A 20,679-nucleotide genomic window follows, 5' to 3' on the forward strand; every position below is an offset into this window, starting at 1 on the left:
TTTAGGACAGTTTCCATGCGCGCAAGCCGCTTTTTATTTGCAACGTTAAGAGAAACCCCAAATGATGCAGAAGTGATTTCGCATCAGCTCATGCTTAGAGCTGGGATGATTCGTAAATTGGCTTCAGGTTTATACACTTGGCTGCCGATGGGTGTACGTGTGTTAAATAAAGTTGAAGCGATTGTTCGTGAAGAAATGAACCGTTCAGGCGCACTTGAAGTGTTTATGCCCGTGACTCAACCTGCAAGTCTATGGGAAGAATCAGGTCGTTATGTGCAATATGGCCCAGAACTTTTACGCTTTAAAGATCGTCATGATAATCCGTTCGTACTTGGTCCAACGCATGAAGAAGTGATTACCGATCTGGCACGTAACGAACTCAAAAGTTATAAACAATTACCTATTAACTTCTATCAGATTCAGACCAAATTCCGTGACGAAATCCGTCCACGTTTTGGGGTGATGCGTTCACGTGAATTTATTATGAAAGATGCCTACTCTTTCCATGTTGATCAGGCATCGCTACAAGAAACTTATGACAATATGTATGACACCTATTGCCGTATTTTCACCCGTTTAGGACTCAATTTCCGTCCTGTTCAGGCAGATACTGGCTCCATTGGTGGTTCAGGTTCGCACGAGTTTCACGTACTAGCAGACAGTGGTGAAGACGATATCGTATTTTCAAGCGAATCAGATTATGCAGCCAATGTAGAAAAAGCCGAAGCGGTACTTGTCGGTGAGCGTGCTGTACCAACTCAAACATTGACGATTGTTGACACGCCAAATCAGAAAACCATTGCTGATGTCTGCGCATTTTTAAAGGCAGATGCAAAGCAATCTGTTAAAGCATTGTTAGTACAGGGCAATCCAGATGCTGCTGGCAAAGTGCCTGTGATTGCGCTATTTTTGCGTGGTGATCATGAACTAAATGAAATTAAAGCGGAACATCACCCATTGATTGCCGCACCTTTAACCTTTGCCACTGAAACGCAACTCCAAGAACTAGGCTTAACTGCTGGCTATGTTGGCCCTCAAGGCTTAGTTGAAAAAGGCGTGACTGTAATTGTAGATCGCGCTGCATCTGTATTATCAGACTTTATTGCAGGCGCAAATGAAACTGATAAACATGCCACAGGTGTGAACTGGCAACGCGATGCACAGTTCAGCGAAGTTTATGATCTGCGTAATGTGGTCGATGGTGATCCATCTCCAGATGGTAAAGGTGTATTGCAAATTAAACGCGGTATCGAAGTTGGACATATTTTCCAATTGGGTCAGAAATACTCAGAAGCATTGAACTGCACTGTTTTGGGCGATGATGGCAAGCCAGTCACGGTAACCATGGGCTGTTATGGTATTGGCGTGACTCGTGTTGTGGCATCTGCAATTGAACAAAACTATGATGATAAAGGGATTATCTGGCCTTCTGCTATTGCCCCGTTTGAAGTGGCAATTGTCCCGATGAATGCACACAAATCACCAAAAACCCTTGAAGCGGCAGAAGCACTCTATTCTGAATTACAGGCTCAGGGCTATGATGTGCTGCTTGATGATCGTAATGAACGTCCTGGGGTTAAATTCTCTGACCTTGAATTGACAGGTATTCCACATCGTATCGTCATTGGTGAAAAAGGCTTGGATGCAGGAACGTTTGAATATAAAGGACGTACCGATGCAGAATCGATCAACCTCAGTAAAGAAGAATTACTGGCGAAGTTAAAAGCTTAATCTTCACCAGTAAAATCAACCGTATTCTTTTGAGAGTACGGTTTTTTTATTACCTCAAAAATAGCCCAAACAAAAAAAGCCAAACCGAAGTTTAGCTTTTCCATCAAATCCTACCGATTTAATTATGCGCCAGTTTGATATTCCGCTTGTACCACCGCAGTTGAAGCCTGATACGGATGTTTAAAATCATTTAAACCTGCCGCAGCCTCATGAATATCCTTACCTTCTTTCACCACAAAACTATCAAAGCCAGAGCGCTTTAAATAATTCAGGACATCTTTAAAAATGTCACCTACTGCACGCAATTCGCCTTGATAACCTTGACGGCGTAACAGCGCAGCAAAGGAATAACCACGACCATCATTGAAACCCGCAAACTCGATAAAAATGGTATCAAAATCATTGAGCGGAAATTCGTGTGTTTCAGGAGAATCATCAACGGTGATATACAGCGCTTTTTTACCCTGAATATTTTCCAGTTGATCGAGTTGCGCTGTGGTCACAACAACATCGCCTTGAGGAATAGTGCCATCCTCACCAATCAACTGATAGGTATTATCTACGATCGTGCCATCTTTAAGCAGCACCTGTAAGGCTGGATTAAGCATATGCACGCTCCTTAAATGGTTGAATGCCGACACGACGATAAGTATCAATAAAGCGTTCTTCGCCAGTACGCAAATCGAGATAGGTATTCAAAATTTCTTCGATCACATCAGGCACTGCTTCTGCTGCAAATGATGGTCCTAAAATGTCACCAATTGAAGCATCATGATCTGAGTTTCCACCTAACGTGATTTGATAGAATTCAGCACCTTTTTTATCGACACCCAAAATCCCGATATTCCCCACGTGATGATGACCACATGCATTCATACAACCTGAGATATTTAAATCTAGTTGACCTAGATTATAAATGGTATCTAAATCTTCAAAACGACGCGTAATCGCTTCTGAAATTGGAATCGATTTAGCGTTGGCTAATGAACAGAAATCACCCCCTGGGCAGCAAATAATATCGGTCAGAAAACCAATATGCGCGCGCGCCATGTTGTTCTGCTCAAGGGTTTGCCATAATTCAAATAAATCTTTTTGTGGAACATCGACTAAAGAAATATTTTGTTCGTGCGTAGTACGAAACTCGCCAAACGTATATTTGTCTGCCAGATCAGCAATCAAATTCATCTCTTCTGTGGTCATGTCACCTGGCGCAACCCCTGCACGTTTTAAGCTAATCGTCACAATACGATAGCCTTTGACTTTATGTGCATTGGTATTGACATTAAACCACTGCTTAAACTTTGGATATTCAGCAAATAATGTTGTGAAATCCTGATCATCAAGATTCTGATAATCAAAAGGTGTAAACACCTCATCCAGTTTTTTCAAAATGTCTGGCTGAATTTTTAGAGGCTCGCGAGTATGTGCAAATTCTGCTTCTACTTTTTCAGCAAACACTTGGGGGGTCAACGCTTTCACCAAAATCTTGATTCGCGCTTTATATTTATTATCACGGCGACCATGCAAGTTATACACACGCAATACCGCTTCCAAATACGCAATGAGATCTTCACGTGGCAAAAATTCACGAATAAAGCTACCGATGACTGGGGTACGACCTAAACCACCACCCACTTTGATTTTATAACCAATTTCGCCTGCATCATTTTTGACAATATATACGCCAATATCATGAAACGAGGTTGCTGCGCGGTCTTTTTCTTCCAATGCAGACACTGCGATCTTGAATTTACGTGGTAAAAACGCAAACTCAGGATGGAAAGTACTCCACTGACGAATCAACTCACACGTTGGGCGTGGATCTGCAATTTCTCCCGCGACCACGCCTGCGTATTGGTCAGTAGTGGTGTTACGAATACAGTTACCACTGGTTTGAATGGCATGCATCTGTACGGTTGCCAATTCAGCTAGAATATCAGGTACATCTTCTAGCGCAGGCCAGTTCAATTGAATATTCTGACGTGTTGATACGTGTGCATAGCCACGGTCATATTCCGTCGAAATCTCGGCAATTTTACGTAATTGTTTTGAGTTCATTAAGCCATACGGCACAGCAATACGAAGCATTGGTGCGTAACGTTGTACATAAAGACCGTTTTGCAGACGCAATGGGCGGTATTCATCTTCAGTAAGCTTTCCAGCAAGATAGCGTTCTGTTTGATCACGGAACTGAGCAACACGTTCATTGACCAGTTGTTGATCGAAATCAGTATATAAATACATGGCGTATGGCTAGTAGATTCATTGTAAAGGCGGATAGCATAACGAGCTTTGATTCATCAACAAAATGCTTTTTTTGGATATTTAATAACGATTTTATTGATAAGACATTTTATGAGTTGATTTCAATGAAAAAGCCCAGATTCAATCTGAGCTTTTTCATTTATTTTGGTATAAGAATGATTACTTTGTATCAGGTAAAGCATAAGCCACTAGATAGTCGCCCATCTTGGTGCCAAATGAACCATGACCACCCGCCATAATCACCACATATTGTTTACCATTAATCTCATATGTCATTGGTGTTGCCTGTCCGCCTGCTGGCAAACGTGCTTCCCAGAGTTTCTTACCATTACTCACATTAAATGCACGTAAATAGTTATCCTGAGTTGCACCCACAAACATGACATTTCCTGCTGTGGAAATCGAACCACCTAGACCCGGCACACCAATTTTAACTGCTGGTAACTGGAACAGATTTGGCAAGCTGTCACGGATCGTTCCAATCCGTTTTTTCCATACCACTTGATGGGTGTTTAAATCCACACCAGCCACATAGCCCCAAGCAGGTTGTTTACACGGCAAACCAATTGGAGAAAGGAACGCACTGATTTCAACACCATATGGAACACCATACATGGGTTGAACACCTTGTTCAGTTCCCGCACCTTTGGCTGTTTCCGCACGGCTTGGATCCTCTGGAATTAGACGACTCACAAATGGCAAGCCAATTGGATTCATGACCGCAACCTGACGGTCAGGGTTCACTGAAATACCACCCCATTCAAACACGCCAAGATTACCTGGGAATACCAACGTACCATTTTCAGATGGCGGTGTGTAAATACCATCATAATTTAAGCGTTTAAATTGAATACGGCAGACCAGTTGATCAAACATCGTACCACCCCACATATCTTTATCTGTGAGCTTGTTTTGTGGTGCTAAATCTAGATCAGAGAAAGGCTGTGTTGCCGAATAATGTTCGCCTTTGGTTTGAGGTCCACGTTTTACGGTTTGTGGTACAGGACGTTCAGTAATCGGTACGATCGCCTTACCATCACGGCGATCCAGTACAAAGACATTACCTGTTTTGGTGGTGACATATACCGCAGGCACCATTTGACCTGATTTATCTTTTACATCAGCCAATGTTGGTTGTGATGGTACATCCATATCCCACAAATCATGATGTGTGGTTTGGAAATGCCAAATTAATTTCCCAGTCGAAGCATTTATGGCCAACACAGAGTTGGCATAACGCTCTTTCAGCGCAGTACGATCACCGCCCCAGATATCAGGCGTACCCACACCTGTTGGAACAAAAACCACATCTGCTTTGGCATCATAAGCAAGCGGTGCCCACGCATTTGGAGAGTTATGTACAAAAGTCTGACCTGGTGCAGGAATTGCATTTGGATCTTCTGCACCTGTATCAAATACCCAAAGCAGTTTGCCTGTATTGACATCATAACCACGAATTACGCCAGACGGCTCTTTGCTTGAGTAGTTATCGGTGACAGAACCCGCAATAACAATTGTTGTTCCTGTGACAACTGGTGGAGAAGTTGGGTTATAACCACCTGGATAGGCATAAGGCATATCTTTTTGAAGATCAACCTGACCATTCGTACCGAAGTCAGAACATGCTTTACCCGTGTCTGCATTGACAGCAACCAAACGACCATCATTGACTGGTAAAATGATCTTACGTGGACATTCAGTTGAACTCGATGTTTTGTTTTGCAAACTGGTCGCAAAACCATCGGTATTTGCTGCATCAAAATAAGAAACGCCACGACAAGTTAAATGCTGGTAGCTTTTATCTGCTTTAAGTTTTGGATCAAAGCGCCATTTTTCTTTACCTGTTGCAGGATCTAAAGCAATCAACCATTGATGTGTCGTACACATATACATGTCATTGCCAATTTTGATTGGCGTGACCTGATTGGTCGTTTCTCCAGAGTCATTGCCACTTTTTAAATCGCCAGTACGGAATGTCCAAGCAACTTTTAAATCTTTAACATTTTGTTCATTAATTTGATTGAGTGGTGAATAACGAACACCTGCTTGGGTACGCCCATAAGCTGGCCAGTCTTGTTCAGCCACACCATCCACTTTTTGAGCAGTTGCAGGTTGTTGATTTTGAATGACACCATTAATTTCCTGTGGATCATTAAAAATCGAATACACCATCACCGCAATGGCAATGACCAGTGTTGAAGACAATACAATCTTGCTTGGCGCAACATTGACCATACCGCGGGTAATGGCTGGAATAAGCAACCACAAACCGAATAACCCTAAAATATCTAAACGTGGTGCAAGTGCCCAGAAGTCTGTTCCGACTTCCCATATCGCCCAGATAGTTGTACCCAGCATGAGTGCTGCATATAACCAGATTGCTGAAACAGAACGCTTGCCAAGCAAAATTGCAAAGGCAATAAACAATAGTCCTATTACTACATAATAGAAAGACCCACCTAAAAAGGTAAGCCAGAGACCTCCAGCGAGCAGGACAAGCCCAAATACCATTGCAATAATAACGGTAAAGGTTCTGAGCCCTGAGTGTGAAGATGGTTGAGTCATAATACCACCCTATTCATTTGTGTTTTTTATATAGAAATTAAAAAGCTGTTTGCAATTTAATGCCGCCAACCCATGTGTTATCGCCATTTTTATAGGCACCTACATGGCGTACGTATTGAATATTTGGACGAATTGTTAACCAATTATTGGCATGAATACCGTAATAAAGCTCAGTATTATATTCTTCATCCTGATTGGTATCTAAATCACCGTTCACCTCAATACGCGCAAAACCAATTGCGACATCATCTTGTGGACGTTGCTCAAATGGCCCTTTATAAACGAGGCCGATATTTTGCATATTTTTAACCGTATTGGTATCCGAATCATGCAGCGTTAGGTTAATAAAACCGCTGAGACCGCGATCTGATTGATCATTCACTCGAGTAAGCTGTTGTTTGGCAACCAACCAGCCACCCTGTTTATGTGAAGTTTGTTGCGGATTATTAATTTCTGCGGCATCCGCAGTACTGTAATAATAGCCCAGACGGTATTCTCCATTGAGTGCTTGTGTACCCAATTTAGGAGACCAAACCACCTCAGCAGGAATAATCGCGCCATGTGAACCATCGGTACTCAGGTTAAAACCTTTACCGCGCTCCAAATTTTCTGGATTATATTCATATACCCCAATTTGAGTATATAAATCGGGCTGCCAATTGTATTTAACGCGTAATGCCCACTGACTCACTGGCCAGTTATACCATTGATCGCCGACCCAGTTACCCACTTGCGAACCACATAAAGCAAGGTTTTGAAAATCGCAGTCGAAACTATTAAAGTCTTCGCCCTCACCAAAACGACCAACTTTGATATCCAACGCCTGATCAAAAAATTTCTTTTTAATCCAGAGGTCGGTTAAACGCCAAGTTTGACCACGTCCCCAAATTTCTTGTGTTGAACTTAGATGACCATCTAAAGCCGACGAAGTTTGAGAAAGTGAATGTCCATTACGTTCAGTTATGGTGATTTGTGCTTCAGTATCATCCCAACCCGCTATTTTACTTAAGTCAAGATGAGTGCCCAACGAAAACTGATCGGCATATTCTGTACCGTGATTCGAGGTTTTTTTTGAATCCAGAACATTTGCCAATTCGCCCGTATAACCAAAACTAAAGTCATATCCTTGTTGCTGTAACTCAGTACGTTTTCCATTCCAGTCACCAAACATCCACGGACTTGAAGAATCAAAAGCGGAAGCAGCATGCGAGGTTTGGAAAATACTTAATGTTAAGACAGATAAACAAGAAACAACTAAAGATGAATTAATTGTCATGTTTACGTAACCTTTTTTTAAGTTTGTACTTAAAAGGTTACGCTAAATTAAATCATAAGAATTTATTCAAAATGTTAATTTATTGATTAAAATCACATTTATAAATAATAGTGCTGCTTAATTCCTCACCATTGACCCTGACCTAACCCTTGTCCAATAAAATCGTAGCGCAGTTTTGATCTTGAAAACTTAATCGGACAGCCCAATTGAGGCTCGGTTTTATCAAGTTGTTCGGACAATGGAACATCGACAACCCAACCACGCTCGACCGCAAGTGGAGTATGTAATGCCTCTTCTAAACTTAGGACAGGTTCAACACAGACATCTAGCCCAGCAAATACATGATGCCAATGCGCATAATCTTGGGTTTTAAATTGATCTGCCAATGCTTGTTTAACCAATTGTCGATCTTCTGGATGAAATGAAGCACCTTTTTCTAATAAAATTGGTAAATCTAGTGCCGCCGCAAGTCCTGTCATAAATTGTGGTTCAAGACTGCCTACCGAAACATAGCGTCCATCTTTGGTGAGATAATAATCATAAAAACTGCCGCCATTTAAAGTACTCTGTTCAGGCTGCTGTGCGACATCTGCTGCAAGACTCGCCGAAGCTGCCATACTATTGAGTCCAACCACGCAATCCGTCATGGAAATATCAATATATTGCCCTTGTCCACTTTGACTTCGCTCTACCACAGCTGCCAAAATACCAATCACTGCATGTAACGAACCGCCTGCAACATCGGCAATCTGAATGCCCAAAGGCGGTGGCCCGCTCTGTAACCGCCCACTATGCCCCATAATGCCTGACAGTGCTAAATAGTTAATGTCATGACCAGCCCGATCTTTATAACTACCCGTTTGTCCATAACCTGTAATGGAGCAATAGATCAAACGGGGGTTGATTGCTGACAGAGTGGCATAATCCAAACCAAGACGTTGCATCACACTAGGGCGAAACTGTTCAACCACGATATCAAATTCTGAAATACGAGATTTGATCAATTCAATACTGGCAGGATCTTTCAGGTCTAGTGCAATAGACTGTTTATTACGATTGAGATAGCTATGCGATGTCGCCTGACCATTAGCATAAGGTGGCATAATCCGAACCAGATCGGGACGGGTTGGTGATTCGACATGAATCACTTCTGCCCCCATATCTGCCAGATACATCGTAGCAAATGGCCCAGGTAACAATGTTGAAAAATCCAGTATTTTCAGTCCGTTTAATGCCGTTGTCATCGTTATTTTCATCCTAAAACTATTGTGTTTTTAGTCATCTTAGGGATATAAAAGAATCAAAACAATGTCATGTTCAGCCATTTACCTTGATCATTTCGGCAATTTAACATGTAAAAAGTGATTTACAGTTGTTGTAAATCGCCAATTGAACATTTTTTAGAGTCATTTAGGTCAATCAAAAGTGAACATAAAAGAGACTGAAGGATTTAACATGAGTCGCGATACCATTAGTATCCATTTCGTGAATGCGGCTTTGACTGGTGTTAAACGCCTAGGCATGGATGTCGAAACCCTGCTTTCTCACGTTGGAATTGAAGCAGAATTGTTACGTCAACCCAAAGCGCGTATTTCGCCAGAACAATATACACGTTTCATCAAAATGCTCTGGATGGTCACTCAGGATGAACATGTTGGCTTTGATGTTCAACCACGCCGTTTAGGCACTTTTGCCATTATGTGTCAGTTGATTATTCATGCAAAGACATTGGGCGAAGCGCTAGATTTATCTTCTCAATTTTATAAACTTTTTGGTGATGAGTGGTCTGTAACTTTAGAACGCGACAAACATGAAGCGCGCTTGGTTCCGATGATTCCTAAAAGCCTTGATCCCGATCATTTTATTACCGAAAGCATGCTGATGATTTGGCATGGTTTGGCTTCATGGTTGATCGAACGTCGTCTGCCACTTGAACGTGTTCATTTTGGTTATCCTCGACCTGCACATGCAGATGAATACGACGCATTATTTTTCGCCCCTGTCATGCAATTTGATATGCCACGTACCGAAATTACCTTTGCAGCAGATTATCTCGATTTACCTATTCGCCAAAATGAAAATACCTTGGAAGAATTCTTAAAAGCTGCACCTGCACAGCTTTTAGTGAAATTTAAAAATACCAACTCACTCACCTCACGTATTCGTGATGTCCTTAAAAGTCAGATTGGTGAGGAAATGCCAACATTGAATGATGTTGCCTCTATGCTGTACCTCTCACCACAAACCTTACGTCGTCGTCTAGCTGCGGAAGGTAAGAGTTACCAAGGTGTCAAAGATGCATTGCGTCGTGATGCCGCCATTCACTTGTTACTGAACCCAGACCTGACCCTTGAAGATGTTGCGCAGCAAGTCGGTTTTAGTGAAACCAGTACCTTCCACCGTGCATTTAAAAAATGGACTGGGGTTACGCCAGGCTTATATCGTCAGTTGCACGGATATCATTAAGGTTTAGAATTCTAATAATAAATAGACAGTCTAAAGATTAGGCTGTCTATTTACTCACAGCCATTGCTCTATTCCTTTTGGATAGACAGGATATTGTTCCGAAGCAAGCTGCTGTAAAGTCATCCATTGAGCAATATAAGTTGAACCATCCGTTTCATACCCGCGTATTTCAGTCTGGCTATATAATGTTGGATCAACAAACTCTGCTTCATACACAAAAACAACTTCATGCCCTTGCTGACCATTAAAACTAAATAAATTTTCCAATACGCCTAAAAGTTTTGGATGGATAATTTGTTGATTAATTTCTTCAAGCACTTCTCTTTCTATTGCTTGTAAGGAGGTTTCTCCAAATTCAATACCACCTCCAATCGGTCTTAGATAATGCTTATTTATGCTTGGATCATATCCAAAAGAAAGCAAAGATTTATTCTCATATCGGAAAATACACAAGGCTTTTGCTTTAATATTAGCCATTACATAACCCTACTCGGTTTAAGAATTCTTTTGTCTGCTGAGGCGAAGTGAGTCGAATAAATTGAATATGTTGATAGTCAGGGTTTTGCATCATGGCGAGATATCTTCGTTTATTTTGAGGATATTTTTGCAACATCCATAGGAAAATTGATTTTTTAGAAAACATTATTTTCCAACTTTCTTTGTTATTGGAGTTTTCCCATAATGTTTTTCGACTGATCGCACGCCATAAGGTACGTTTAGTCAGCCTGAAAAAATTAATATGAAATGCATAATCTAGCCAAATAACCGTATCGGCTTGTGTCAAAATCATATCAATACTTCGGGTATAAAGATTATCAATCACCCAGCCTTCTGAAGCCGCATTTATACTCGATTTTAATTTGCAAAAAAATTCCTCATTGGAGGATTCTTGCCAATTATCTAGCCAAAGTAAATTATCCAATTCAATATAATGTAATTTTCGTTTTTGAGCCAATTTTCGGGCAAGTGTAGATTTACCTGAACCTGTCGTGCCAATAATATTAATAAATTTCATACAAATAGATTGTTTTTTTATGGCTGCATAGTTTACGCATCAAGCGATACTTGATCAAGTTTCTATAGCAGACAAAGCATTGGCAAAAATCATCATCCACCAGATGACCTTATCGTCATTGTGTTGGGTCTAAAATCAATTACACTCAATTTATAAAAATATTTAAGGTCATAAAAGGAAGAATGATGAGCGAGGCTTATATCATCGATGCCATTCGTACTCCACGCGGGAAAGGGAAAAAGGATGGCTCACTCTACGAAGTCAAACCCATTACTTTGGTCACGACATTACTTCATGAGCTACAACAGCGTCATCAATTTGATACCTCAAAAGTTGATGATATTGTTTTGGGCTGCGTGACCCCTATAGGCGATCAGGGTGGTGATATTGCAAAAACCGCAGCAATTGCCGCAGGCTGGAATGATGATGTTGCAGGGGTTCAAATCAATCGTTTCTGCGCCTCAGGCTTAGAAGCAGTAAATTTAGCAGCTCAAAAAGTCCGTTCAGGTTGGGAAGATTTGGTCGTTGCTGGTGGGGTTGAATCCATGTCACGCATCCCGATGGGATCTGATGGCGGTCCATGGGCGCTTGATCCTGAGACCAATTTAAAATCCTCCTTTGTACCGCAAGGCGTGGGTGCAGACTTGATTGCAACTTTAGATGGGTATAGTCGAGCAGATGTAGATGCTTTTGCTGTCAGTTCACAACAAAAAGCTGCGACTGCACAAATAAAGGGTTACTTTGATCAATCAGTTGTCCCTGTCAAAGATCATTCAGGTGTCATGATTTTAGAAAAAGATGAATTTATTAGAGGTTCTACCACAGTTGAAGGCTTGGCAAAACTTAATGCCAGCTTTGAAATGATGGGACAAATGGGTTTCGATGCGGTTGCTTTACAGAAATATCCAGAGGCTCAAAAAATTAATCACGTTCACCATGCAGGCAACTCATCAGGGATTGTTGATGGTGCTGCTGTGGTGTTATTGGCCTCTGAAAAAGCAGTCAAAGAACAAGGCCTAAAACCACGTGCCAAAGTGCTTGCAACAGCATTGGTCGGTACAGATCCAACCATCATGCTCACAGGTCCTGCGCCTGCTGCACGTAAAGCATTGGAAAAAGCAGGCTTAACCATTGATGACATCGACCTATTTGAAGTCAATGAAGCTTTTGCTGCCGTAGTAATGCGTTTTATCAATGAACTGAACGTTCCAAGCGATAAAGTCAACGTCAACGGCGGCGCAATTGCGATGGGACATCCATTGGGTGCAACGGGTGCCATGATTTTAGGCACTTTGCTAGACGAGTTAGAGCGTCAAGGCAAGAAACGCGGTTTAGCCACATTATGTGTGGGTGGTGGGATGGGGATTGCCACCATCATTGAGTTGGTATAAAAACTGGCTGCATTGATCTTGCTACGTTGGAAACACTTTCAAAAATGCTCATTTACACATCGTAAACTGCGCTTTTTTCAAATATTTCTGCCTCGCAAGCTCTGCTTCGCCAGCGTTTTTAAGAAATAAATTTAGGACGATGATGTATGAGCGCTATTAAATACGAAAAAAACGCTGACAATATTGTAATTCTTACCCTTGATTCATCGGGTCAATCTGCGAATACCATGAATGCAGAATTTCGTGATTCACTAGATGAAGTCAGCCAAAAGCTCAAAGCTGAAACTGATCTCAAAGGTATTATTTTCCGCTCAGCCAAGAAAACGTTTTTTGCAGGCGGTGATTTGGACGAACTTATTCAGGTTCAACCTGAACATGCCACTGAATTTTTCAAGATGATTGAAAAACTCAAAGGTGACCTACGCACGATTGAGACATTAGGCGTTCCTGTTGTAGCTGCGCTGAATGGTACTGCATTAGGCGGTGGTTGGGAAATTGCTTTAGGTTGCCATTACCGCATTGCAATCAACGACCCTAAAACCAAGTTTGGTTTACCTGAAGTCACTTTAGGTCTGCTACCAGGTGGTGGTGGTATCGTTCGTATGGTACGTCTGCTCGGTTTACAAAATGCATTTCCATTCTTAATGGAAGGTAAGCAATTTGGCGTGGATAAGGCAAAATCTCTTGGTTTGGTGCATGACACGGCTGAAAATGACCAAGAGCTATTAGATAAAGCCATTGCATGGGTGAAAGCCAATCCAAAAAGCCAGCAACCTTTTGATGTCAAAGGCTACAAGATTCCGGGGGGTGATCCGAAAACCCCTGCGGTGGCACAAGTGCTTGCGATTGCACCAGCGATGTTGCGCGACAAAACCAAAGGTTGCTACCCTGCCCCTGAAGCAATTATGGCTGCGGCAGTTGAAGGTGCACAGGTGGATGTGGATACGGCTTTGCGTATCGAATCACGCTATTTCACGCAACTGACCGTGGGTCAGATTTCCAAGAATATGATTGGTACATTCTGGCATGGTCTTAATGCTATTAAGTCAGGTGCAAGTCGCCCTGACGATATTGCAAAATGGCAAGCAACCAAAGTTGGCGTTTTAGGTGCAGGAATGATGGGTGCAGGTATTGCCTATTCAACTGCGATCAAAGGCATTCCTGTCGTCCTTAAAGATGTATCAGTTGAAAATGCGGAAAAAGGCAAAGCTTATTCGCAAAAGTTACTCGACAAACGTGTTTCACAAGGCCGCATGACCGCTGAAAAACGTGATCAAATCCTGTCTTTAATTACCGCAACGGCCAATGCAACTGATCTACAAGGCTGTGATCTAATCATTGAAGCGGTATTTGAGAATCAAGAACTTAAAGCCAAAGTTACACAAGAAGCTGAACAATATTTGGCTCAAGGTGGAATCTTTGCATCAAATACTTCGACTTTACCCATCACTGGCCTTGCGACAGCCAGTAAAGATGCCAAAAATTTCATTGGTTTACATTTTTTTAGCCCAGTCGATAAAATGCAATTGGTTGAAATCATTAAAGGCAAACAAACCTCTGCTGAGACCTTAGCAAAGGCTTACGATTTTGTTCAGCAAATTGCCAAAACCCCAATTGTGGTGAATGACAGTCGCGGCTTCTTTACTAGCCGTGTATTTGGCACATTTATTCAGGAAGGCATGCGTTTACTTGCTGAAGGTGTGCATCCAGCCAAAATTGAAATGGCAGCATTGAAAGCAGGTATGCCCGTTGGCCCACTGGCGATTCAAGATGAAGTATCTCTAAGCTTAACTGAACATGTTGCCAGTGAAACACGCAAAGCGTTACAAGCTGAAGGCAAAGATCTGCCAAAAACTCCTGTGGATGAGGTCGTGTATAGCATGATTCATGAGCTCAATCGTAAAGGCAAAGCGGCAGGTGCAGGTTTTTATGAATATCCTGAAAATGGAAAAAAACATTTATGGGATGGACTCAGCCGTTGGGCCAAAGACCATGATATTTCTGAGCAGGACATGATTGATCGCTTCCTGTTTGTTCAAGCATTAGATACTTTGCGCTGTTATGAAGAAGGCGTTTTAGAGTCTGTTGTTGATGCCAATGTCGGTTCAATTTTTGGCATTGGTTTTGCTCCGTGGACAGGTGGTGCGATTCAATTCCTTAATCAAAACGGACTTGAAAAGTCACTACAACGTGCCGAACAACTCGCTGAAAAATATGGTGAACGTTTCAATCCACCGCAGTTATTGAAAGACAAAGCACAAAAGAGTGACATCATTCACTAAACATATGCTTGCTCATCACAACGCACACCAGATTTAAATCTGGTGTGCGTTTTTTATATTATTGTATTTATTATACTTTATATTTAAATTCTCTCTTTTTTTGAATTTTATGCTATAACAACCACTTATTTTTCTTTGTTTATTTTGACGGTTGGACTCATTTATGAGTAAATCATCTTCTGGCAATGATTCGGAATCAACAGCTTTAGGCTGGAAATTTATTATCATTGTGGCAGCGATTACCACGATTTTTTTTACTTTTTTATATTTAGCCATGTCTAGTGAACCTGACTATATGCCCAATCAGGAAGCTAAAAAAGGCCATTACCAGCTCAAAACAACACCTCAGCAAGCGCCTGAAAATCAGCAAGACCATGAAGCAACGACTCAACAGTCAGCGCAGGCGGATGAACATTCGCAACATCAACAACATAGTCAATAAGTCTGGAAAATGTCATGTCACAAATGCAACGTAATGCATTAATCGTTGAAGGCGGTGGTATGCGCGGTGCTTTTACCGCAGGTGTCCTCGATGCCTTTCTGGAACAACAATTTAATCCTTTTGATCTATATGTTGGTGTTTCATCAGGTTCAACCAATCTTGCTAATTATTTAGCAGGTCAAAAAGGTCGTACACTCAATTTTTATCTTGATCATTCTTTGCGTCCAGAATTTATTAGTTATAAACGCTTTTTGAAGGGCGGTGATTTACTTGATTTAGAATGGATGTGGCAAATTGGGGAAGCGGAACATCCTATTGATCAACAGAAACTATTTGCACAAAATCCAGATTTTTATATGGTCTTGACTCATGCGCTCAGTGGTCGTGCAGAATATTTACGAGCAGGTCAAGACAATCTACTGGATGCTTTACGTGCATCGAGTACTATTCCTGTATTGACTCGTCATCCTGTCCAAATTATGGGTGAGCCTTATTTTGACGGCGGTGTAGCAGATGCGTTGCCTGTGCAGTGGGCAGCTCAACAAGCAGACGTCACCAAACTCATGGTGATTCGCACTCGCCCACAGCAGTATTTTAAAGCCAGCAGTAAAGGCGATCAGTTTTTGGCAAAGTATATTGTCAGGAATAATCAAGGCTTTGCATTGAGTCTAAAAGAACGCTGTAATCGTTATAATGATTCAGTCAGTTTTTTACGTCAGTCACCTTCGCATCCAAATCCAAAACAGATTCTGGAAGTGTGCTTACCAGATAAAAAGGGTCTGGCGAATCGTCTGTGTAAAGACCGAAAAAAATTACAGTACACCTATCAAGTCGGTCTAGAAACAGGATTTGCAGCCATTGAACAATGGAAAACCATGCCCTAACTGATTTAAAGATCAGGCGGTTTCTGCCTGATCTTTCCAAAACACTAGACGATTTAAAAATGGATCATTGATCGATAATTCCAAATTTCCCCACGGTACAGTTTCGATCTGTGGTTTGGCAAATCGGGCATTTTTATCTGTAAGCTGTTGAGCAAATTGTTCTAAATTCCCTGAATGTAAACGTACCAATGCACCTGGACTGCAATCTCCATAATGCTCTGTTAAATGCAGGCAATATTGATCTTTAGAAATTTGCATATAAAGCGGAAAGTTGTCTTCAAATTGATGCGTCCAATCCAGTTGAAAACCCAGAAAATCAAGATAAAAGTCTTTCGCTTTTTCCACATCAAAAATACGTAAGACTGGAATAATATTTTGGTTTTGATTCATTTTTTCTCAAACTCGTTTTTATTGTGAATACAATTATCCTCAACTTCAGTCAAATGTTTATTCACTTAAAGATAAAAACATTTCAATATGAGGAATACCACAGTCATCATAGATTTCGCCACGTTGCTGAAAACCTAATCGCGCATAAAAACCTGTTGCATACACCTGTGCAGACAATTTTAAATCAGGCAAATCTTGTTGTTTGGCATAATCAATAATGGCTTGCATCATCTTATTCCCAATATTTAGCCCTCGATAAGGCTTTAAAACCGCAACCCGACCAATACTTCGATTTTGCAGTAAGCGTGCTGTGGCGATTGGTTGAGCATCATGATACATCATGAAATGCTGTGAGATTGCATCATGAGCATCCCATTCTTCTGTCTCAGGAATTTGTTGTTCCTCAACAAAGACCTGTGCCCGAATCAATTTAGCATCTTGTTGTAAACTGTTCCAGTCACCTATTTCGATATTAAACGTAGCATTCTCAATCATTTAACATTTACATCCTACATTCTCAATCGCAATTTGATCGTTCAATAATAATTCGAGTGTTTGTTTTTCGATCCCATACATCTGTTTTAATGCCTGAATCTGCCCCAGAATTTGTGCATCAGGTTGATCGATATCTTTACGCTTTGTGGCCAAAATCATTTTATTTTTACTGGTATGCTCCAGTGATACAAATTCAAAAACCTTAACTTCATAACCATACGCTTTAAGTAATAAAGCACGTAAAGAATCGGTCAGCATTTCAGCTTGTTGTCCTGCATGAATACCAAACTGTAACATCGGTTTTAACACTGATGGACTTTGCAACTGTGGTCTTAATTCTTTATGACAACACGGCGCGCACATGATCATCGAAGCATTTAAACGAATGCCTGTATGAATCGCAAAATCTGTTGCAATATCACAAGCATGCAAAGCGATCATGACATCAAGCTGCTCGGTCTGATAAGTTCTGACATCCCCTTCAAAAAAATCAAGATGATGAAAACCTGACCGTTTAGCAACATCCTCACAAAACTCAACCAGATTAGAGCGCAATTCAACGCCTGTGACTACAGGCTGAGTCGCTGTTTGCTGCTGCAAATAATCGTATAAAGCAAATGTCAGATAACCCTTGCCTGAACCAAAATCGACAATATTAATCTGATCTTTTTTTACCTCAATTTGATCATAAGCATGAGAAAAAATTTCAATAAATTTATTAATCTGTTTCCACTTACGCGCCATCGCAGGAATAATTTTTCCACTGGCCTCTGTAATTCCTAAATACTGTAAAAATGGACTGGCCTGATCAACATAGCGCTCTTTTTCACGATTATGTTGCTGAGTCGGTTTCGAATGCTCCACACTCGGTTTCGTTTGTTGTTGAATATTCAAAACAGCTTTCTTCTTGTTCATTTTGAGTTGAGCTTCAACATTGTGCGCAAATAAATTAGCTTGCTTGCATAAATGTACAAGTTTCTCAATCACATCAAGTGATTCTTTTAACTCATAATTTTTTGTCACAACTTTAGTTTTGTAATGATATAAGGCACTCAGTTTAGCTTGTTGCTGTAACTCCACTACCCGAAAAGTTATTTTTTCAAGCTCCGCTTCTTCACCTTTATATTGACTCAAGATCAGTCGTTCAAATTGCTGACTTTGAATGGTTTGTTGTATCAATTCAATAAATTGCTGCTCTTGAGGAGAATCGATTACCAAAGCGGACATAGTAAAAACCTTATTTATTTGCAGCTACAGTTTAAAACGTCTTACTTTAAAAACAAAATTGAATTACTATACAAATGTATTTTTAATAAAACTTATAACCAAATGTCTCAAAGCTCTGTGTTTGATTATGATCCTCTGGAAGAACAGCTCAATGCATGGAGCCATGCGGCTGGTGCTGTTTTAGCAATAATTGCATCTATTTTTCTCTTGATCAAAGGACATGATCTCTCTCGCGGTCAATGGATTGGGCTGTGGGCATATTGTTTAAGCCTGATTTTAGTGTTTAGTAGTTCTGCGCTTTACCATTTTGCAAAAACCAAAGAAAAACGCCATTGGTATAAAAAACTGGATCATACTGCTATTACTATCTCATCGCAGGGACTTATACCCCCTTTCTCAGCATTGCCATTCCAACCGCAAAAGCACATTACTTACTGATTGCTCTTTGGTTAATTGCTTTTATTGGTACACTTTTCAAATTAATTTTCATACATCGATTTCAAAAGATTTCGCTTATCGCATATTTATTGATGGGTTGGGCCGCTGTATTACTTATTCATGATATGCAACGATATTTAAGCAAAGATGCACTCATTTTTTTAGTGACAGGCGGCTTAGCTTATACCATCGGGGCATTGTTTTATGCGCTAAAAAAGGTAAGATATACCCATGCAATCTGGCATGTTTTTGTATTGATGGGCGCGGGATTACAATTCCTTGCGATCTATTGGTACGTGATCTAGTTTATTTTTAATACTATTATCAGCGACCCTGATCAGTATTGAATATTTGGACTACTCTCGTTATTTTTTTAAGAAATTACGCCTTTTTTAAAAAGATTACGCTTTTAAAAACAAATTTTTTTATTTTTACGAAGTGTAAGGTTCCTTTATGGCGTCATCCTCTACCTCTGCAACCACAGCACCCGCTGTTGCCACTAACTCAAAATTCCGTGTCTTAACTGCGAGTCTCGTTGGAACAACGATCGAGTTTTTTGACTTTTATATTTATGCCACAGCGGCAGTCCTTATTTTTCCACATCTGTTTTTCCCTGCAAGTAGTGGCAGTGCTGCAATGTTACAGTCACTAGCCACATTTGCGATTGCCTTTATTGCCCGCCCGATTGGTGCTGCATTATTTGGACATTTAGGTGATCGTATTGGCCGCAAAGCAACTCTTGTTGCTGCCTTACTGACAATGGGAATTTCAACTGTCTGTATCGGCTTATTACCTACTTACGCTCAAATTGGCATTGTTGCGCCCCTATTGCTTGCATTATGTCGTTTGGGTCAGGGCTTAGGATTAGGCGGTGAATGGAGTGGCGCTGTACTCTTGGCAACTGAAAATGCCCCAGAAGGTAAACGTGCTTGGTATGGCATGTTTCCACAGCTTGGCGCACCCATTGGTTTTATTTTAGCGGCAGGTTCATTTCTAACGCTTGGCGCGTTGATGCCAGATGAAGCATTTATGCAGTGGGGATGGCGTATTCCATTTATTGCCAGTGCAATTTTAGTGTTAGTCGGTTTATATATCCGTTTAAAATTGCATGAAACTCCTGCTTTTCAGAAAGTATTAGATAAGCAGAAAGAAGTTAATATTCCATTTACCGAAGTCGTCACCAAGCACACCAAACAACTGGTACTGGGAACTATCGGTGCGGTATGTACCTTTGTTGTTTTCTACTTAACCACTGTATTTGCCTTGAACTGGGGAACCACCCATCTTGGTTATGCACGTGGACAATTTCTGGAAATGCAATTATTCGCGACTTTATGTTTTGCCGCATTTATTCCCCTTTCCGCTATTTTTGCTGAAAAATTTGGTCGTAAAGCAACATCGATTGGGGTTTGTATCGCTGCTGCTATCTTTGGTTTATTCTTTTCTGATCTACTTGCATCTGGCAATACCCTAGTCGTATTTTTGTTCCTGTGCATTGGTTTGTCTATTATGGGACTAACCTATGGCCCAATTGGAACTGTGCTTTCAGAGTTATTCCCAACTTCGGTACGTTATACAGGTTCAGCATTAACCTTTAACCTTGCTGGTATTCTAGGAGCATCTTTTGCACCGCTAATTGCCACCAAATTAGCTGAAACTTATGGCTTACAGGCAGTCGGTTATTATTTAACAGCCGCTTCAATTTTATCGCTGATTGCATTTTTGCTCATCCGTGAAACTAAAAATGACGATGTAAATAACCAGATTTAATCGAATCCAATAAAAAAACCAGCAATTGCTGGTTTTTTATTT

At 40.9% G+C, this 20,679-nt stretch carries 17 protein-coding genes and 1 pseudogene; 8 read left to right on the plus strand and 10 right to left on the minus strand.

Annotated features, from left to right (window positions below; translation table 11 throughout):
- Positions 1-15 precede the first annotated feature (15 nt).
- Positions 16-1,731, plus strand: coding sequence for a proline--tRNA ligase (locus A7A69_RS05150; protein ID WP_152876475.1), 1,716 nt, complete (start codon positions 16-18; stop codon positions 1,729-1,731).
- Positions 1,732-1,853: 122 nt separating this feature from the next.
- Here the strand turns inward: A7A69_RS05150 and A7A69_RS05155 are convergent, their stop codons facing one another.
- From A7A69_RS05155 to A7A69_RS05175, 5 genes are all read right to left on the minus strand, one after another.
- A complete protein-coding gene (locus tag A7A69_RS05155; protein WP_151981165.1) occupies positions 1,854-2,339 on the minus strand; it encodes a DUF934 domain-containing protein in 486 nt (161 codons plus the stop codon).
- A complete protein-coding gene (locus tag A7A69_RS05160) occupies positions 2,332-3,975 on the minus strand; it encodes a nitrite/sulfite reductase (RefSeq protein WP_152876476.1) in 1,644 nt (547 codons plus the stop codon). Before A7A69_RS05160 ends, A7A69_RS05155 begins: the two co-directional genes overlap by 8 nt.
- A 180-nt stretch (positions 3,976-4,155) precedes the next feature.
- Positions 4,156-6,561, minus strand: coding sequence for a glucose/quinate/shikimate family membrane-bound PQQ-dependent dehydrogenase (locus A7A69_RS05165; RefSeq protein WP_152876477.1), 2,406 nt, complete (start codon positions 6,559-6,561; stop codon positions 4,156-4,158).
- Between the two features lie 37 nt (positions 6,562-6,598).
- The gene (locus tag A7A69_RS05170) at positions 6,599-7,837 is read right to left on the minus strand and encodes a carbohydrate porin (protein WP_151981167.1); all 1,239 of its coding nucleotides are present in this window, start codon (positions 7,835-7,837) and stop codon (positions 6,599-6,601) included.
- A 125-nt stretch (positions 7,838-7,962) separates the two neighbouring features.
- Positions 7,963-9,081, minus strand: a complete 1,119-nt coding sequence (locus A7A69_RS05175) for a CaiB/BaiF CoA transferase family protein (RefSeq protein WP_152876478.1) — start codon at positions 9,079-9,081, stop codon at positions 7,963-7,965.
- A 211-nt stretch (positions 9,082-9,292) separates the two neighbouring features.
- Between A7A69_RS05175 and A7A69_RS05180 the strand changes: the two genes are divergently transcribed.
- Positions 9,293-10,303, plus strand: a complete 1,011-nt coding sequence (locus A7A69_RS05180) for an AraC family transcriptional regulator (RefSeq protein WP_120370915.1) — start codon at positions 9,293-9,295, stop codon at positions 10,301-10,303.
- Between the two features lie 54 nt (positions 10,304-10,357).
- On the opposite strand, the gene A7A69_RS05185 is transcribed toward A7A69_RS05180, so the two are convergent.
- Both A7A69_RS05185 and A7A69_RS05190 read right to left on the minus strand, forming a co-directional pair.
- On the minus strand, positions 10,358-10,780 hold the full coding sequence (locus tag A7A69_RS05185; RefSeq protein WP_152876479.1) for an NUDIX hydrolase: 423 nt from the start codon (positions 10,778-10,780) through the stop codon (positions 10,358-10,360).
- The gene (locus A7A69_RS05190; protein ID WP_152876480.1) at positions 10,773-11,318 is read right to left on the minus strand and encodes a shikimate kinase; all 546 of its coding nucleotides are present in this window, start codon (positions 11,316-11,318) and stop codon (positions 10,773-10,775) included. Before A7A69_RS05190 ends, A7A69_RS05185 begins: the two co-directional genes overlap by 8 nt.
- A gap of 185 nt (positions 11,319-11,503) precedes the next feature.
- Between A7A69_RS05190 and A7A69_RS05195 the strand changes: the two genes are divergently transcribed.
- The 4 genes from A7A69_RS05195 to A7A69_RS05210 all read left to right on the plus strand — a co-directional run bounded on the left by A7A69_RS05195 (position 11,504) and on the right by A7A69_RS05210 (position 16,317).
- Positions 11,504-12,709, plus strand: a complete 1,206-nt coding sequence (locus A7A69_RS05195; protein ID WP_152876481.1) for an acetyl-CoA C-acetyltransferase — start codon at positions 11,504-11,506, stop codon at positions 12,707-12,709.
- A 146-nt stretch (positions 12,710-12,855) separates the two neighbouring features.
- Complete coding sequence (locus A7A69_RS05200) at positions 12,856-14,991, plus strand: 3-hydroxyacyl-CoA dehydrogenase NAD-binding domain-containing protein (RefSeq protein ID WP_152876482.1); 2,136 nt, start codon at positions 12,856-12,858, stop codon at positions 14,989-14,991.
- A 163-nt stretch (positions 14,992-15,154) separates the two neighbouring features.
- On the plus strand, positions 15,155-15,433 hold the full coding sequence (locus A7A69_RS05205; RefSeq protein WP_151981174.1) for a hypothetical protein: 279 nt from the start codon (positions 15,155-15,157) through the stop codon (positions 15,431-15,433).
- A gap of 14 nt (positions 15,434-15,447) precedes the next feature.
- Positions 15,448-16,317, plus strand: coding sequence for a patatin-like phospholipase family protein (locus tag A7A69_RS05210; protein ID WP_120370921.1), 870 nt, complete (start codon positions 15,448-15,450; stop codon positions 16,315-16,317).
- A gap of 12 nt (positions 16,318-16,329) precedes the next feature.
- Here A7A69_RS05210 and A7A69_RS05215 read toward each other — a convergent pair whose 3' ends face one another.
- Genes A7A69_RS05215 through A7A69_RS05225 form a run of 3 tightly spaced genes read right to left on the minus strand, consistent with a single transcriptional unit; the run spans position 16,330 to position 18,429 of the window.
- A complete protein-coding gene (locus A7A69_RS05215; protein WP_152876483.1) occupies positions 16,330-16,707 on the minus strand; it encodes a glyoxalase superfamily protein in 378 nt (125 codons plus the stop codon).
- Positions 16,708-16,764: 57 nt separating this feature from the next.
- Positions 16,765-17,202, minus strand: coding sequence for a GNAT family N-acetyltransferase (locus tag A7A69_RS05220; protein WP_152876484.1), 438 nt, complete (start codon positions 17,200-17,202; stop codon positions 16,765-16,767).
- On the minus strand, positions 17,203-18,429 hold the full coding sequence (locus tag A7A69_RS05225) for a class I SAM-dependent methyltransferase (RefSeq protein ID WP_152876485.1): 1,227 nt from the start codon (positions 18,427-18,429) through the stop codon (positions 17,203-17,205). It abuts the gene before it with no gap.
- A 102-nt stretch (positions 18,430-18,531) separates the two neighbouring features.
- Between A7A69_RS05225 and trhA the strand changes: the two are divergent.
- Positions 18,532-19,172: pseudogene (gene trhA, locus A7A69_RS05230) on the plus strand (PAQR family membrane homeostasis protein TrhA).
- Between the two features lie 148 nt (positions 19,173-19,320).
- Positions 19,321-20,637, plus strand: coding sequence for an MFS transporter (locus A7A69_RS05235; protein WP_151981179.1), 1,317 nt, complete (start codon positions 19,321-19,323; stop codon positions 20,635-20,637).
- The last annotated feature ends 42 nt before the right edge of the window (positions 20,638-20,679 follow it).

It is taken from the genome of Acinetobacter guerrae (assembly GCF_009372255.1).
GTDB classification, from domain to species: domain Bacteria; phylum Pseudomonadota; class Gammaproteobacteria; order Pseudomonadales; family Moraxellaceae; genus Acinetobacter; species Acinetobacter guerrae.

What these genes read in the sequence shown, in the direction of transcription:
- A7A69_RS05210 (WP_120370921.1), top strand. Translation starts at nt 15,448, where the DNA reads ATGTCACAAATGCAACGTAATGCATTAATCGTTGAAGGCGGTGGTATG.
- A7A69_RS05185 (WP_152876479.1), bottom strand. Translation starts at nt 10,780, where the DNA reads ATGGCTAATATTAAAGCAAAAGCCTTGTGTATTTTCCGATATGAGAAT.
- A7A69_RS05205 (WP_151981174.1), top strand. Translation starts at nt 15,155, where the DNA reads ATGAGTAAATCATCTTCTGGCAATGATTCGGAATCAACAGCTTTAGGC.
- A7A69_RS05220 (WP_152876484.1), bottom strand. Translation starts at nt 17,202, where the DNA reads ATGATTGAGAATGCTACGTTTAATATCGAAATAGGTGACTGGAACAGT.
- A7A69_RS05160 (WP_152876476.1), bottom strand. Translation starts at nt 3,975, where the DNA reads ATGTATTTATATACTGATTTCGATCAACAACTGGTCAATGAACGTGTT.
- A7A69_RS05225 (WP_152876485.1), bottom strand. Translation starts at nt 18,429, where the DNA reads ATGTCCGCTTTGGTAATCGATTCTCCTCAAGAGCAGCAATTTATTGAA.
- A7A69_RS05175 (WP_152876478.1), bottom strand. Translation starts at nt 9,081, where the DNA reads ATGACAACGGCATTAAACGGACTGAAAATACTGGATTTTTCAACATTG.
- A7A69_RS05150 (WP_152876475.1), top strand. Translation starts at nt 16, where the DNA reads ATGCGCGCAAGCCGCTTTTTATTTGCAACGTTAAGAGAAACCCCAAAT.
- A7A69_RS05165 (WP_152876477.1), bottom strand. Translation starts at nt 6,561, where the DNA reads ATGACTCAACCATCTTCACACTCAGGGCTCAGAACCTTTACCGTTATT.
- A7A69_RS05155 (WP_151981165.1), bottom strand. Translation starts at nt 2,339, where the DNA reads ATGCTTAATCCAGCCTTACAGGTGCTGCTTAAAGATGGCACGATCGTA.
- A7A69_RS05215 (WP_152876483.1), bottom strand. Translation starts at nt 16,707, where the DNA reads ATGAATCAAAACCAAAATATTATTCCAGTCTTACGTATTTTTGATGTG.
- A7A69_RS05180 (WP_120370915.1), top strand. Translation starts at nt 9,293, where the DNA reads ATGAGTCGCGATACCATTAGTATCCATTTCGTGAATGCGGCTTTGACT.
- A7A69_RS05190 (WP_152876480.1), bottom strand. Translation starts at nt 11,318, where the DNA reads ATGAAATTTATTAATATTATTGGCACGACAGGTTCAGGTAAATCTACA.
- A7A69_RS05235 (WP_151981179.1), top strand. Translation starts at nt 19,321, where the DNA reads ATGGCGTCATCCTCTACCTCTGCAACCACAGCACCCGCTGTTGCCACT.
- A7A69_RS05170 (WP_151981167.1), bottom strand. Translation starts at nt 7,837, where the DNA reads ATGACAATTAATTCATCTTTAGTTGTTTCTTGTTTATCTGTCTTAACA.
- A7A69_RS05195 (WP_152876481.1), top strand. Translation starts at nt 11,504, where the DNA reads ATGAGCGAGGCTTATATCATCGATGCCATTCGTACTCCACGCGGGAAA.
- A7A69_RS05200 (WP_152876482.1), top strand. Translation starts at nt 12,856, where the DNA reads ATGAGCGCTATTAAATACGAAAAAAACGCTGACAATATTGTAATTCTT.